Below are 14,145 nucleotides of genomic sequence, written 5' to 3'. Positions count from 1 at the left end.
TTATTCATCCGCCTTCATTTTTTTTGCTTTTGCCCTGTTATAGCGCGGCGGGAAGAAGATGTTAATCGATTTTGATTCTTTTTCTGAACGGTTGATGGCACCATGATCTTCACGAGGCTCACAGAAATAAGCTGTGCCGAATTCCATCTCGACTGTGCAGCCTTCGACCGTCATGTCATAGCCGCCGCCGATGCAGATGCCGATTTGTTCATTGCGATGTTTATGGAAAGGCATTTCTCCGCCGTTTCCAGGGATTTTGGCAAGCATAATCTCTACCCAATCCTCAACAAAGAACGTGACTTCCATGCCCGGCAGCAGGTCTCTTGTTTTGAAAATATCCAAAAAATAGTCCTCAGGACTTGTATACGTTTCATCAGCTTTCAGCCGCTTGATATCAATAGCAATCACTTCTTGGTCTGTGTCGTTTCTTGCCCCGTGAGGCACATGCGGCGGCGCGATATAGGCAGATTCCAAGGCTGTCATTTTTCTTGTCACATCTCCGACAGTCATCATCAGCTCGCCGGAAACGACCATGCCGATTTGGACCTCCTTATGCTGATGGGGTTCAACATTGGTATGCGGCGGGACGTAAGACATTAATACTTCAGTATCCCCTCGTACGGTTGAATACTGTCTCACTCCGTTTTCCCATTCAATTAATTTCGGAGTCGGGAAATAAAGCTCCTGCATATCTTCTTTAGTTTTCATCATCAACGTCTCCTTTTCCAAATAATGACCAGCTCATCGGAATGCTTTTGAATGTTTTTACAAAGGTTAGCCCGTACTTTTGCCTTGCAAGCTCATTGGTTAAGGCAATATCATACAAGCCTTCTTTTACTTTTCTTGCAGCTTGGCTGGTCGAATTGACCAGTTTGAAACGTACATCTTTGCGGGTAAAATATTTGATTAGATTAATAGGTGATGGATGTGAAACAACAACAGATGTATCAAGCATATCGTCTCTGAATTCAAAGTCAGGACGAACAGCCAGGCCGTACATCGGTGTATCGCACCTGAAGATCTGCAATAGCTGCAAATCCGGCCTCATGTAGAAATGCTTAATGCCGTCATAAGCGTGTGGGACGATGGTATATTCCAGCGGGCTTTGGAGTGTCCTTTCAATGCATGATTCAAAAGTATCATGCAAGGACAATTTACTGTTCAGCCCTTGTAGAAGAGTAAAATTGGAAATGAAATGCTTTGCTGCGTACTCACTGCTTGTCCCCTCAGGGCCGAGCGTGTTGACTGTAATGAGTTTGGATAGTGTATCAGTTCGTTTTTTTGTCTGAATGCTATTATCCAATATAATCATGAGCACCAACCAATCTTTTAAAATTTTAAGTAAATTTTATCCAGCGGAAATTGAACTGTCAATGTTTTTTGAAAATATTGATAATTATTCCCATACAAACAAAAAAACCCTTTAAAAAGGGTTTTTAATTATAGGAATTTAGAAACTTTGTTTATTGGGATAAGGACTGATCGGCCTTCTGCTCATGCTTGCCGTATTTTTTATATGCGAATACACTGAGTACAAATCCGAGCACTGTGATGGCGGCGCAAATCCATCCGACGGCTGCATAGCCGTATGCCACATAGACAGGTCCCATCAAAGCAGATCCTAATGTCACGGCCAGATTCGAGGCGAGACTGTAAAACACCATGATTTTTCCGCGATGACGCTCTGAGCAATCACTCAAAATGGTGCTGAGCAGCGTCACCGTCAAGCTTTGCATTAATCCCCATATAAATAGGCTGACAATTAACAGAAACATTGACGCCGGTGCATATGGTAAACATGCCAGCAGAACGCTGATGACCCCCAGGGCAATCAAAAGGGAGCGCATTTTTCCGATGCGGTCGGCCACCTTTCCTGTAATGACACTCATGGAAAACCCGATTCCATAAATCATGATAAATAAGCCCGCAGCTGTGTTTCCTCCGGTAAAAACGTCCTGAAGATAGGTGCCTAAAAAGGAATACATACCGTAAAATCCAATCATATTACAAAAGGTTATCGTGATATAAACAGGTACACGCGGAACTTTCAGCGCATCCCGGAATGTTCCTGCCGGCTCTTCTTTTTCTTCCTCGCCGCTTGTTTGATGCTGGGCATGACGGCGCATTTCAAGGAGAATCAGCAGGACGACGAAAACGCCCATCAAGGCGAAAATCCAAAATGTCCATCTCCAATGCAGGACGCCGCCGATAAATGATCCGAGCGGCACTCCAAAAATCAGCGCCAGCGACCAGCTTGAAACGATCAGCCCCATCACTTTGCCCCGGTATGTATAAGGAACACGATCACCGACAACGGCGTAAGCGGTCGGCACAAACGCTCCGGCAGCCAATCCCGAAAGCGCCCGGCCTAAAAAGAAGAAAAAGATATTTTGACTCAAAGCGCATATCACTGTTCCTATGATAAAGATCATGAGCCCGGCCAATAAACTCAGTTCTCTGGAGTATTTATCGCCTAATGGAACCAAAAGCGGCGCACCGATAAAAATCATAATGCCGTAAATACTGATAGATAATGCAAGGACACTGACATCTGAGCTGAAGGCTTTTGCTAAATCCGGAAGCAGCGGTGAGATCACAAGCTCTTCAGATCCGGCCGCAAATACCCCCATCGTTAAAGCCAGTGCTAACAATAGCGGAAAATGATGTTTTGTTTTGATGTCATTGTTTTGATTGCTGTTCATTCTTTCTCAAACACCTCTTCCATAATCTTCTTATCATAAAGTTGTATTATAGTTTAGCATTGTTTTTTCATCATTTACAATTCGAACGAAACCTTTACATTTTTAATTATTTTCATTTAAATCCCAATATAGATTTCCTCGTTTCATTTTGAAAATCAACTGATTTTAACATACCAAAAAGCTCTCCGGTCTCCCGGAGAGCTTTTCCTATTGCGCCTCTGCCTGCTCTTTTTCTGCCGGTTCATGATTGATACGCTTTTTGATGCTTAGATGATAGTACGCATAGCAGAAAATAATGATCGGCACGCCGCAGTACAAGCCGATCCTTTGATCCGGAATGAAAATAAGGCTGATCAACACACATCCGTATAAACAAAATCCGAGAATTGGGACTAGCGGATAAAGCGGCGTTCGGAACTCCAGATCATTCACATTTCCGCCTTCAGCGAGGAAACGTCTGCGAAAGAAAAATTGCGACGCACAAATGGACATCCACGCGACAACTGTCACCATGCCCGAGATTGAGATACACCATAAATACACTGTTTCTGCGGCCATGACACTTGTCAGCAGCGAGCAGCCGGAAATGCCGAGGGTAATCAGCAGGGCATTCATCGGCACGCCTTTTTTTGTCAGTCTGGTGAGAAAGGAGGGGCCCATTTGATTTGATGAAAGTGACCACATCATGCGCGACGCCGCATACAAACCCGAATTGGCAACAGATAAAATCGCCGTTAAGATGACAAAGTTCATGATATCTGCCGAAAATGGGATGCCGATTTGATCGAGCACCGCTACAAACGGGCTTTCAATAACGCCCGCCGTTTTGTACGGAAGAATGGCGACCAAGACGAACATTGCCAGCACAAAGAAAAACAGCGTGCGCCAAATGACATTCCGAATGGACTTTGGCAGTGTTTTTTCCGGACTTTCACTTTCCCCTGCCGCAATGCCGACAAGCTCCGTGCCCTGAAAGGAGAAATTCACCATGACCAGCGTAAACATAACGGCCAGCACCCCATTAGGGAAAAGTCCCCTGTCAGTCATAAAGTTAGACAAGAAGGGTGTTTCGTGTCCGCCTTTAAAGTCAATCAAGCCAAACACAGCGGCTCCGCCAATCACGATAAATAAGATGATCGCCGCCACTTTGATGCTTGAAAACCAAAATTCCATTTCTGCAAAGCTTCTGACAGACAGCGCATTAATCAAAAAGATGACAATCCCAAACACGAGACACCATATCCAAATCGGAACGGAGGGCAGCCACCTTTGCATCAAAATGCCTGCTGACGTCAGCTCCAAACCTACTGTATTCGCCCAGCTGAACCAATACAGCCAGCCGATCATAAAACCTGTTGACGGTCCCAGAAATTTAGTGGCGTAGGCCTGAAACGATCCGGCCACCGGCATGGCAACAGCCAATTCTCCTAAACAAAGCATGACGAGATACATTAAAAATCCGCCGATGATATACGCGGCAATGGCGCCGAGCGGTCCCGCCTGGCTAATGGTAAAGCCGGAGCCTAGAAACAGCCCTGTGCCAATCACCCCTCCCAAAGCAATCATAAACAAATGCCTGCTTTTCATGCTGCGCTGCAATTCATTTTTATGATTCTGCATCATCCTTCCTCCTTTGATTCTTTTGCCGTGATGGTCATCCGGTAGCTTTGCAAAAGATGGACGGTGGTTTGTTGTATGAGGAAAGGCAATACATGAAATGTGTATGGTTTATAGACTCGTTCCGTCCATTTATGGCCGTCTTTTCCATACACGCCCATATTAATGGATGGAATATTCAGCTTGCGTATGTCTTTAAACGGAATGGTTCCAATCATATTCCACCCAGGGAAGTTTCTGATAAAAGAATCAATTTCGTCATCGGTTTCATGCAGCGATAAGAAACTGCCGTCTGCCAAGTAGGGGAAAAACTTTTTGAAGACAAATGTTTCGCCTGTCGATGCAGCGGTTTTGTCAGCCGCTTCTTTAATCACATGCTGCAAAAGCTGATCTCTTGTGCTATCTTCTTTCAAATAGTTATGCGGCAGGTAAGGAGGTGCGTAAAATAGAATGACTTTTGCGCCTTGATCGGGGTCAAGCTTTTGAAGCTCTTCGATTGCCTGAAAGCATCTCATACGAAGTTCTAGGTGCTCGTTGGCTTTGAATGTCTGCTCGATACACTGTTCGGGGTCTATTCCCCGGTTTCTCAGCTTTTCTAAGTATTGCTCCAGGCTATACACTTGGATGCCCCATGATAAATGTTTCTTTGGCAGGTTGGCTCTTTTTGCATATTCTTCATAATAGTCTGATAATTTTTGTTCTGTTTCTCGGCATGCTTCCTCAGTGACTTCAATAAGCAAATCCATCATTTCTTTTGCTGTTCTTTCATAAATAAAACAATTGAAATACAAGCTTGTGCTGACAGCCGTTTGCACATTATAGGATTCCTTGTTATCACGCTGATACAAACAGGATGGGGGCAGAACCAACTCCCCTTCAACCTTTTCTGCCAGATGAATGTTATTGTGGAGACGGCTTGTGATTTCAGCTGAAATGAAATTCGGGTCAATCCCTGCCAGTGTATCGCCAACATGGACTTCACGGCCGTAAATGTAAAAGCAAGGCAGTAGTTTTCCCGCGGCTCCAGTATAGATATATCTTGTCTGATCACCATCGTAAAGCGGGGTAATAAAATCTGTATTAATGGCAGCCAGATAGTGAAGCTGTTTTTCTTTTTTTAGCCGGTTCAGCTCTGAAATGCTGGCGAGCACGCCCGAATGCTGGCTCTCCTCATCGGGATTTGCCATAAACAATACATTTCCCGGCAATGTTTCAAGGTTCTCCGAAAAATGCAGGAGATTGGCTAAATGTACGGCGATGCCGCTCTGCATATCGACAGATCCTCTTCCAAACATCCAATCGCCTGATTTGGCATCCCGCTGAACATCCTGATCGAACTCATAGCGGCTGAAATACTCCGCCAATTTCTCACAATCAAAAGCGATATCCTTTAAAGGGCCGAAATCTTCAATTCCGACTGTATCAAGATGGGCATGGTAAATGACTGTATTTCGGCTTTCTCCAAGTCCTTCAATAAACGCAAAAATATTTTTGCGATTGTATGGGTCATTGGGAATCGCCTGTTCCCACACATGACTCGGGTGTTCCTGAAAATAAGGATAGCTCGTGATCACTTCTTTGATGAAATCCGCTTTTGTCCCTTCTCCAATGGTGCCGTTCACACTGCTGAGGCTGACCAGAGATGCTGTCAGCGCCTCCACTCTTTCAGCCGGATTCATGTGACTGATTTTTGTATACTGCATAAATTGTCCTCCTGATCAAAAAGTTGAAATCGTGCGATCCGCTCAAGAATCGCACGATTTGATTTCTCTCAAATCAAAAAGCTTCGGACGTTGTTTTGGCTTGCATATGAAGAATTAAGTAATCGGGACCGCCTGCTTTTGAGTCTGTTCCGGACATATTAAAACCGCCGAACGGCTGATAGCCGACAATTGCTCCGGTGCAGCCTCTGTTGAAGTATAGGTTTCCAACATGGAAATCCTCGCGCGCCCGTTCAATGTGCGCACGGTTTTTCGTCAGAAGCGCGCCTGTTAATCCGTATTCCGTGTTATTGGCAATCTCCAGCATATGATCGAAATCACGCGCTTTGCAAATCGCAACAACCGGGCCGAAAATTTCTTCCTGCATTAAGCGCGCGTTTTCATCAACATCTGCAAAGATCGTTGGCTGAATAAAGTAGCCTTTTGAATCATCGCCTTCTCCGCCGGCCAATAGCTTGCCCTCAGATTTGCCGATTTCAATGTATTTCATCACTTTGTTGTAGGATGCTTCATGAATCACGGGACCCATATACGTATCAGGATCTTCTGGATTGCCGACAGTCAGCGTTTTGGTCAGCGCCACAGCTTTTTCCACCACTTCATCATAGACATCCTGATGGATAACTGCGCGGGAGCCCGCAGAACACTTCTGTCCTGAATATCCAAATGCTGAGTACACGATAGAGGATGCAGCAAGGTCAAGATCAGCGTCCTTGTCGACAAGCACTGTGTCTTTTCCGCCCATCTCAGCAATTACCCGTTTGAGCCATTTTTGGCCCGGCTGCACTTTGGCGGCTCGCTCATAAATCCGGCAGCCGACTGCACGGGAACCTGTAAATGAGACAAATCGTGTCTTCGGATGCTCAACTAAGAAATCACCGATCTCCGCTCCATCTCCCGGAATGTAATTCAGAACACCGTTTGGCAGGCCCGCTTCCTCCATGACCTCGACAAATTTCGCTGCCACTACCGGTGCTGCGTCAGCCGGTTTTAAGAGAATCGTATTTCCTGTCACAATCGCTGCCGCCGCTGTTCCCGCCATAATTGCAAGCGGGAAGTTAAATGGTGAAATGACGATGCCGACGCCAAGCGCTTCGTAATGATATTGATTGAACTCGCCAGCACGGCTCTTCACCGGAGCCCCTTCCTTAAGGTTTAACATTTGGCGCGCGTAGAACTCTAAAAAGTCTATCGCTTCAGCCGTGTCCGCATCCGCTTCCTTCCATGGTTTTCCCGCTTCCTTCACAAGATAGCTTGAAAATTCATGCTTTCTTCTGCGCAAAATAGCCGCTGCTTTAAAGAGAATATTCGCGCGGTGCTCCGGTCTTTGTTTTTTCCAGGATTCAAACGCCTGCAATGCGGCTTGCATCGCTTTTTCAGCAAGCTCTTGATCCGCTGTAGACGCGTACCCAATCACCTCTTCTTTGTTAGCCGGGTTAATAGAAATGATTTTGCGGTCCGTTTCAATTTTTTCTCCATTGATAACAAGCGGATAATGCTTGCCAAGCTGAGTGTTTACAAAGGCCAATGACTCCCCAAATGCTGTTTTATTCATTGCTTCCGTAAAATCTGTAAATGGTTCGTGCGCGTATGTAACTGTCATATGTAGTCCCCCTCGTGTTATGAAATATATCTTCGCATATGAATAAAAATGCAAGAATCATGCCATTTTCTTGTCTTTTGCTGAAAAAACTTGTTGAATCGAACAGAAATTTGTCTAACAGGTGATCACCTTTCTCTTTTTCCGAGCTTGAAAGCAAATTATTTTTGCGGTTTTTGCCCTTCCCACAAAGAAAAACGCAAAATTATTTTGCATCGGCTATTACACCCATCCGCGGAATCGCGATGCTTCTGCCGATTTTCTGATGCCCGTCATGTAAGCCGCCAAGCGCATATCCACTTTATGCGTTGCCGCTGTCTGATAAATCGTTTCGAACGAGCTGACCATGACGCTTCTCAATTTTTCTGCAACCTCTTCTTCCGACCAATAATATCCTTGGTTATTCTGCACCCATTCAAAATAAGAAACCGTGACGCCGCCGGCACTCGCCAGGATATCCGGCACAAGCAGCACGCCTCTTTCATTTAGGATCTTAGTGGCATCAATGGTTGTCGGTCCATTCGCTGCTTCGACGACGATTGACGCCTGAATGTTATGTGCGTTTTTGGCTGTGATTTGATTGGAGATCGCGGCAGGCACTAAAATATCGCCTTCCTTTTCAAGCAGTTCCTCATTTGTGATGACGTCAGTAAATAAGTTGGTGACCATGCCGAAGCTGTCCCGTTTATCGAGCAAATAAGGAATATCAAGGCCGTCCGGGTTGTAGAGCCCGCCATGGGCATCAGAAATCCCGATCACCTTCGCGCCCGCGTCGTGCATGAATTTGGCCAGGAAGCTACCCGCGTTTCCAAAGCCCTGTATGATGATGCGTGCGTTTTGCAGCTTGATCCCTTTTTTCTTCACCGCCTCTTCAATACAAATCGTGACGCCCTGTGCCGTCGCCGTTTCCCGTCCTTGCGATCCGCCTAAAACGAGCGGCTTGCCTGTAATAAAGCCCGGAGAATCGAATTCCCGCAGCCGGCTGTACTCATCCATCATCCACGCCATAATCTGCGAATTGGTGTATACATCTGGAGCTGGAATATCCTTTGTCGGACCGACGATCTGGCTGATAGCACGGACATACCCCCTGCTCAGCCTTTCCAGTTCTCCAAATGACATTGTCCGCGGATCACAAATGATACCGCCCTTCCCGCCGCCGTAAGGAAGATTGGCAATCCCGCATTTGAGCGTCATCCAAATGGATAATGCCTTTACTTCCTCTTCATTGACTTCTGGATGGAAGCGAACGCCCCCCTTTGTCGGACCGACAGCATCATTGTGCTGTGACCGGTAGCCTGTGAACACTTTGACGCTCCCATTGTCCATTTTGACCGGAATGCGGACAGTGAGCATTCTCTGCGGCTCTTTCATGAGTTCATACATATCGCCCGGATAACCCAGCTTCCGAATGGCCTCCTTAATGATCGTTTGGGTAGACAGAAATAAGTTAAGAGCTTCTTTTTCTTCATCTTTTGAGACTTGCTTTGCTGACATCTTTTTCACCTCATTGTTTTTTTGGCCGGCTGTAATGTAAGCGCTTTAAAAAATCAGCCCGCCAATTCCTTTCTTCATTGGATTCACCATATGATCATGCAAGATCCGTACCAGCTTTTGAATCCACAAAAAAAAGAGACTGAAAACATCTCAGTCTCTGACTACAAATCTATCGATTAACGGGGATCAATCACCAGTTGCGTTTCAGCATAAAAACTGCCGATTCCCAAACCGTTTACTACATCGCCTTTAATCGTGTAAGTGCCTGCGCGAGGAAGAGTTTTACGCACCATGACGAGGTCAAATTCGGATGCGCCTAACAAATCAAGCGTAAGCGGGAGTCTGACTGTTTTTCCATCGTTTAAAATCTGTGTTTCTTTCAGTGTTCTTCCATTTACTGAATCTCTTGTCGTAGCATGAAACCCGTCAGGAAATTGAAATACTACCGCTCCAAGAGAAAGCACCGCATTTGGTTTATATGTCACTTCAATATCAGAAGTGGTCCACTCTTTTGTGCTGTTGATCGTTTTTGCCTCGATTGATGCAGACTGTGCATGAGCTTGGCCTGAAGGAAGCAAGATTGATAGTAAGACAGCTGAACTGATCAATAATGAAGATACGAATGAAGTTCTTTTTAACATGACATTTCCTCCTCAAATCACTGTTGAAATTGGCCAGAGCGTCCTCTGCAGAAAAAGCGTTTTTTTGCAATTCGCGAATTACCAGTTCTTTTTCTTAAAAATTAATCTATCATCATTTTCCATGGAAGTAAATGCTTTTTCAGGAATATTAACACTTGGGTTCCTTGAGAATTCCTTCCTGTTTATACAAGGTTCAAATGGAGGATTTCTCACTCTTTTTCTAGTAACTTCTACCTTCCTATTTCTATCTTTTATCCTATTTTAAAAAAGGACAAAAAAAGTCGAAGATGCCTCTGCTCTTCGATTGATCACGTTCCTATTTTTATCTGAATTCAGTGTTCCAGTTAAAACCGATCGTCTCATCATTCCACGGAATTCTTTTTTCATCAGGCTGATCCGGATTATACGACATGGTGGTAAAGTAGATAATTGTCAGCGGCGTTTCTCCCAGCACTCTGTATCCGTGGGCCACCCCTTTTGGGATTAATAACAGCATCGGGTTGTCTTCGCCCATATAATAGACGTCCGTTTCTCCTTTTGTCTTTGAGTCGTCTCGAAGATCGTAGAGGACAACCTGAGCGTGACCGGTTGGGAAGAACCAGAGATCATCCTGCTTCTCATGATAATGAAATGCCTTAATCACACCCGGATAGCTTTTCGACCAAGAGGCCTGCCCGAAATGCTCAAGAAGATTCTCATCATCCCGGACCAGCTCAGCAAAAAAGCCTCTGTCATCGCTATGCTTCGTCAATTTTTTCACCTTGACTCCATCAATCATGCACACTGCTCCTTTCCTGCAAATACTCCCGTAACGCTTCCCGCCAGTGGCGGGGGCGGATGCCGGCTTCTTCAATAGCCCGATGGCTCAGCACAGAGTATGCCGGGCGGGGCGTTTTGTTCCCGTATTCCTCTGTTGTGACAGGCAAAATGACTGTGGCCAGCCCGCTTTCTTCCATAATCCCCTTCGCAAACTCATACCAGCTGCATATGCCTGAATTGCTGACATGATAGATGCCCGGCGGATGGCTGAACAGCTTGATGACCGCTTCTGCTAAATCCTTCGTATAAGTCGGCGAACCTATTTGATCGGTGACAACCCGCAGCTCTTGTTTCGTTTCAGCAAGCTTCAGCATGGTATGAACGAAATTGCTGCCGCCATGTCCGTACACCCATGATGTTCTGATGATCGTGCTGTCTTTTGTTGCCAAACGAATCAGTTCTTCTCCGAGCTTTTTGCTTTTGCCATAGATGGTGTTTGGATCAAGGGGATCGTTTTCCTTGTAAGGCTGGTTTCCTTTCCCATCGAATACATAGTCCGTGCTAATATGAACATATTGAGCGCCGATGCGGGTTGCCTCTAGCGCAGTATAATAAGCGCCGATTCCGTTGATCAAGTACGCTTTATCAAGCTCTTTCTCACATTGATCAACCGACGTAAACGCGGCGGTATTGACCACAATATCCGGCTGATAATGGCCAAACGAATGCCGTACTGAGCGCTGGTCAGCAATGTTCATCATCTTCTTTGTTAACGCAATGACCTCGTATCCGGCTTGCTTCAGCTGGCGGCACAGTTCCAGTCCAAGCTGTCCTCCCGCCCCAGTCACCAATACCTTTTTCAATCAGATCACCTTCTCATCGGTCATTGTCTGTATACCACTGAATCGTACGCGCAATGCCTTCTTTAAACGGCACTTCCTGCCGCCAGCCAAGTTCGTTTTTCAGTTTTGATGCATTGATCGCATAGCGCCGGTCATGCCCTTTTCGGTCTTCCACGTGGGCGAACAATTCCTCACAGCCCAGGTGCTTCATGATGATGCTCGCAAGCTCTTTATTCGTGCGTTCATTTCCGCCGCCGATGTTATACACCTCGCCTACGGTTCCTTTTTCTAAAATCAGCTTGATGGCGCGGCAATGATCCTCCGCAAACAGCCAATCTCTAATCTGAAGTCCATCTCCATACAGCGGAACCGGCAGGCCTTGCTTCGCATGACGGATAATCGTCGGAATCATTTTTTCGCTGTGCTGATAAGGGCCGTAATTGTTGCTGCATCGTGTAATGATCGCCGGAAGCTTGTGGGTTTTCACATAAGACAATACGAGCAAATCAGAGCTTGCTTTGCTGGCTGAGTAAGGATTATTAGGAGAAAGCGGCGTCGTTTCTGTAAATGCTGGATCATCCGCTTCTAAATCTCCGTACACCTCATCCGTTGAAATATGAATCAGCTTCTTGGCTTTGCCTTGCAAAACCGCTTCCGCCAATCGGTAAGTCCCCATGACATTTGTGGTGATAAACGGCTCTGCTTGGGAAATGCTTCTGTCCACATGCGATTCTGCAGCGAAGTGAATAACCCCGTCATAGGTCTCGTCAAACGCGCGGTCGATATCATCCTGAACGCTGATGTCCCCTTTTATAAAGCGAAAGCGGCTGTTTTGCTTTAATGTTTCCATTTCTTCCGGGTGGCTGGCGTACGTCAGTTTATCTAAAACGGTAATGCGCGCATCCGTTTCCCTCAGCATGAGCTTTGTAAACGTGAGCCCGATGAAGCCGGCCCCGCCCGTAATTAAATATGATTTTGCCATCACTTTTCGTCCTGTCCTTTCTGTAAAGCCTTGTGTACAAGCTGGGAAGCGAGATAAAGCGATTCGTGAGTTCCGGCATCTACCCACCAGCCTGATAACACATCATACGTAAGCTGGCTGTTTTCGATGTATAGATTATTCACATCGGTGATTTCCAGCTCGCCTCGCTTTGATGGTGATATTTGTTCAATATACGAAAATACCTCCGCATCATACATATAAATGCCGGTAACGCAAAGGTTGGTCGGCGGCTGTTTGGGCTTCTCGATGATGGAACGAATCCGTGTGTTTTCTTCATCAATCTCAGCGATTCCGAAGCGTTCCGGGTCATCCACTTCTTTCAGCAGCACCTTTGCCCCTTTCCCCTGCTGTTCAAAGCGTTCTGTATAAGGCTTTAATGAATCTTCAAATATATTATCACCTAATAATAAAATGAAAGGCTCTTTTTTCGTAAAGCGCTTTGCATAAGACAGCCCATCCGAAATGCCCGATGCTGCAGGCTGTACCTGATAAGTGATTGTAACGCCAAGCTCTTCCCCGTTTCCAAGCAGTTTATAAAATTGCGGCATATGCTCTTTTTGGCTGATGAGTAAAATGTCTGTTATTCCGGCTTCATACAGCTTCATAATCGACCAATATATCATCGGATACGGCCCTACAGGAAGCAAATGCTTGTTGACGGCTTTCGTTAAGGGCATAAGGCGTGAGCCGTTTCCTCCGGCTAAAATAACACCTTTCACATTAACACTTCCTTACATGCATTTTTATACCTTTTGTTCATGTAATTCTTGAAGAATAGCTGTTACCCGCTTGAGGCCTTTTCCATCCACGAACGGCCTTCCTCCTTTGTGCAAAGAACGGCGAAGAGGATAGCTGCTCACAATGCGCGACATCTGATAAATGAGTGTTTCACCCGGTACAAGCTCACCCAAGCCAAGATCAAGAGCGGCACCTTGCTCGGCAAATGTTTTGGCTGTTGCCGTTTGATGTTCAACCTGAGAGAGAACAAGGCACGGCACGCCGATGCAAATGGCTTCATACAGTGAGATGCCGCCGGCGACAATGGCTGCGTCCGCTTGTTTCATCAAACCCGCCATATCATTTGTCTGTTCGATCACCTTGTACTGCGGCTTCTTTTCGATCTGCCTTCGGACTGCCTCTTGATGCGGTGAAGCGCTCCCCATCACAAACATCATGTTTTTGTCTTTTATGGCGGGGACTTGATCAGCGGCAGCCAGCACTTTAAAAATAAGCTGCTTCGGATCACTTCCTCCTAATGCAACAAGGATAGTGCGGCAGTCTTTCTTAAGTGTGTAATTCCCTCTTGCGGCCTGAAAGGCGGGATGAAGAATAAGATAGTCCGGGCCTTCATAGACGCGTGTGTTTCCCTGAACGTACACCCTGCCTCTGATGTCACCGTAAATGCCGTTAATGACCGCGTCACTAAATTGAATCGATTTACCGTTTTTCTCTTCAAAGAGAACAATTTTCGCATCTGTTTCCGTCTTTATTTTCTTTAACAGCTCTGCAGGCGCACCTAGAATATCAAATAAAAGCAAATCAAGCTTCTTGCTTTTTATTTCCCGGAGAATAAATTCGTGCTGCTGCAGCTCCGGTTTTACGATGACACGCCAATGCTCTGCATGAAGAAACGCTTCAGACTCCTGATTCGTGTAAAACGTAATCAAGCAGCTCTGTTTGAGTTCTTCCGCAAGTCTCTTCATCCGAACAACATGGCCCATTCCCTTTTCATAGCCCCCGTCTGCAACGATCCCAACATTCAT

13 protein-coding genes are annotated in these 14,145 nt (G+C 45.8%); all 13 read right to left on the bottom strand.

From position 1 onward, the window contains the following. Positions 1-708 carry a 3-((4R)-4-hydroxycyclohexa-1,5-dien-1-yl)-2-oxopropanoate isomerase gene (bacB, locus tag QA442_RS02425; RefSeq protein ID WP_069150529.1) on the bottom strand — a complete coding sequence of 236 codons (708 nt, stop codon included), beginning with the start codon at positions 706-708 and terminating at the stop codon, positions 1-3. After that, on the bottom strand, positions 698-1,312 hold the full coding sequence (gene bacA, locus QA442_RS02420) for a prephenate decarboxylase (RefSeq protein ID WP_014665801.1): 615 nt from the start codon (positions 1,310-1,312) through the stop codon (positions 698-700). Before bacA ends, bacB begins: the two co-directional genes overlap by 11 nt. 151 nt (positions 1,313-1,463) lie before the next feature. Continuing rightward, positions 1,464-2,702 (bottom strand): MFS transporter, encoded by a 1,239-nt coding sequence (locus QA442_RS02415; protein ID WP_014665803.1) that lies wholly within the window; start codon positions 2,700-2,702, stop codon positions 1,464-1,466. A 207-nt stretch (positions 2,703-2,909) separates the two neighbouring features. Next, on the bottom strand, positions 2,910-4,322 hold the full coding sequence (locus QA442_RS02410) for an amino acid permease (RefSeq protein WP_040081499.1): 1,413 nt from the start codon (positions 4,320-4,322) through the stop codon (positions 2,910-2,912). Next, positions 4,322-6,022: a M20 family metallopeptidase gene (locus QA442_RS02405; RefSeq protein ID WP_095431133.1), complete on the bottom strand. Its 1,701-nt coding sequence runs from the start codon at positions 6,020-6,022 to the stop codon at positions 4,322-4,324. The genes QA442_RS02410 and QA442_RS02405 overlap by 1 nt, the downstream gene beginning before the upstream one ends. A gap of 73 nt (positions 6,023-6,095) precedes the next feature. Then, positions 6,096-7,643, bottom strand: a complete 1,548-nt coding sequence (gene pruA / locus QA442_RS02400; RefSeq protein WP_069150532.1) for an L-glutamate gamma-semialdehyde dehydrogenase — start codon at positions 7,641-7,643, stop codon at positions 6,096-6,098. 219 nt (positions 7,644-7,862) lie between these two features. Continuing rightward, entirely contained in the window at positions 7,863-9,137 is a 1,275-nt protein-coding gene (rocG, locus tag QA442_RS02395) for a glutamate dehydrogenase (protein WP_095431132.1), read from the bottom strand. 176 nt (positions 9,138-9,313) lie between these two features. Continuing rightward, the gene (gene bslB, locus QA442_RS02390; RefSeq protein ID WP_040081494.1) at positions 9,314-9,778 is read right to left on the bottom strand and encodes a biofilm surface layer hydrophobin BslB; all 465 of its coding nucleotides are present in this window, start codon (positions 9,776-9,778) and stop codon (positions 9,314-9,316) included. Positions 9,779-10,100: 322 nt separating this feature from the next. Next, on the bottom strand, positions 10,101-10,556 hold the full coding sequence (locus tag QA442_RS02385) for a dTDP-4-dehydrorhamnose 3,5-epimerase family protein (RefSeq protein ID WP_014665810.1): 456 nt from the start codon (positions 10,554-10,556) through the stop codon (positions 10,101-10,103). Next, positions 10,549-11,400, bottom strand: a complete 852-nt coding sequence (gene rfbD, locus QA442_RS02380) for a dTDP-4-dehydrorhamnose reductase (protein ID WP_095431131.1) — start codon at positions 11,398-11,400, stop codon at positions 10,549-10,551. The genes QA442_RS02385 and rfbD overlap by 8 nt, the downstream gene beginning before the upstream one ends. A 13-nt stretch (positions 11,401-11,413) precedes the next feature. Then, a complete protein-coding gene (rfbB, locus tag QA442_RS02375; RefSeq protein ID WP_095431130.1) occupies positions 11,414-12,361 on the bottom strand; it encodes a dTDP-glucose 4,6-dehydratase in 948 nt (315 codons plus the stop codon). Further along, on the bottom strand, positions 12,361-13,101 hold the full coding sequence (locus QA442_RS02370; RefSeq protein WP_095431129.1) for a sugar phosphate nucleotidyltransferase: 741 nt from the start codon (positions 13,099-13,101) through the stop codon (positions 12,361-12,363). Before QA442_RS02370 ends, rfbB begins: the two co-directional genes overlap by 1 nt. A gap of 24 nt (positions 13,102-13,125) precedes the next feature. Then, entirely contained in the window at positions 13,126-14,145 is a 1,020-nt protein-coding gene (locus QA442_RS02365) for a PseG/SpsG family protein (RefSeq protein WP_095431128.1), read from the bottom strand.

The organism is Bacillus stercoris (assembly GCF_029772985.1).
GTDB lineage: Bacteria > Bacillota > Bacilli > Bacillales > Bacillaceae > Bacillus > Bacillus stercoris.
Note: the sequence above shows the minus strand (reverse complement) of the source record. Positions and strands in the feature narration are given on the sequence as shown.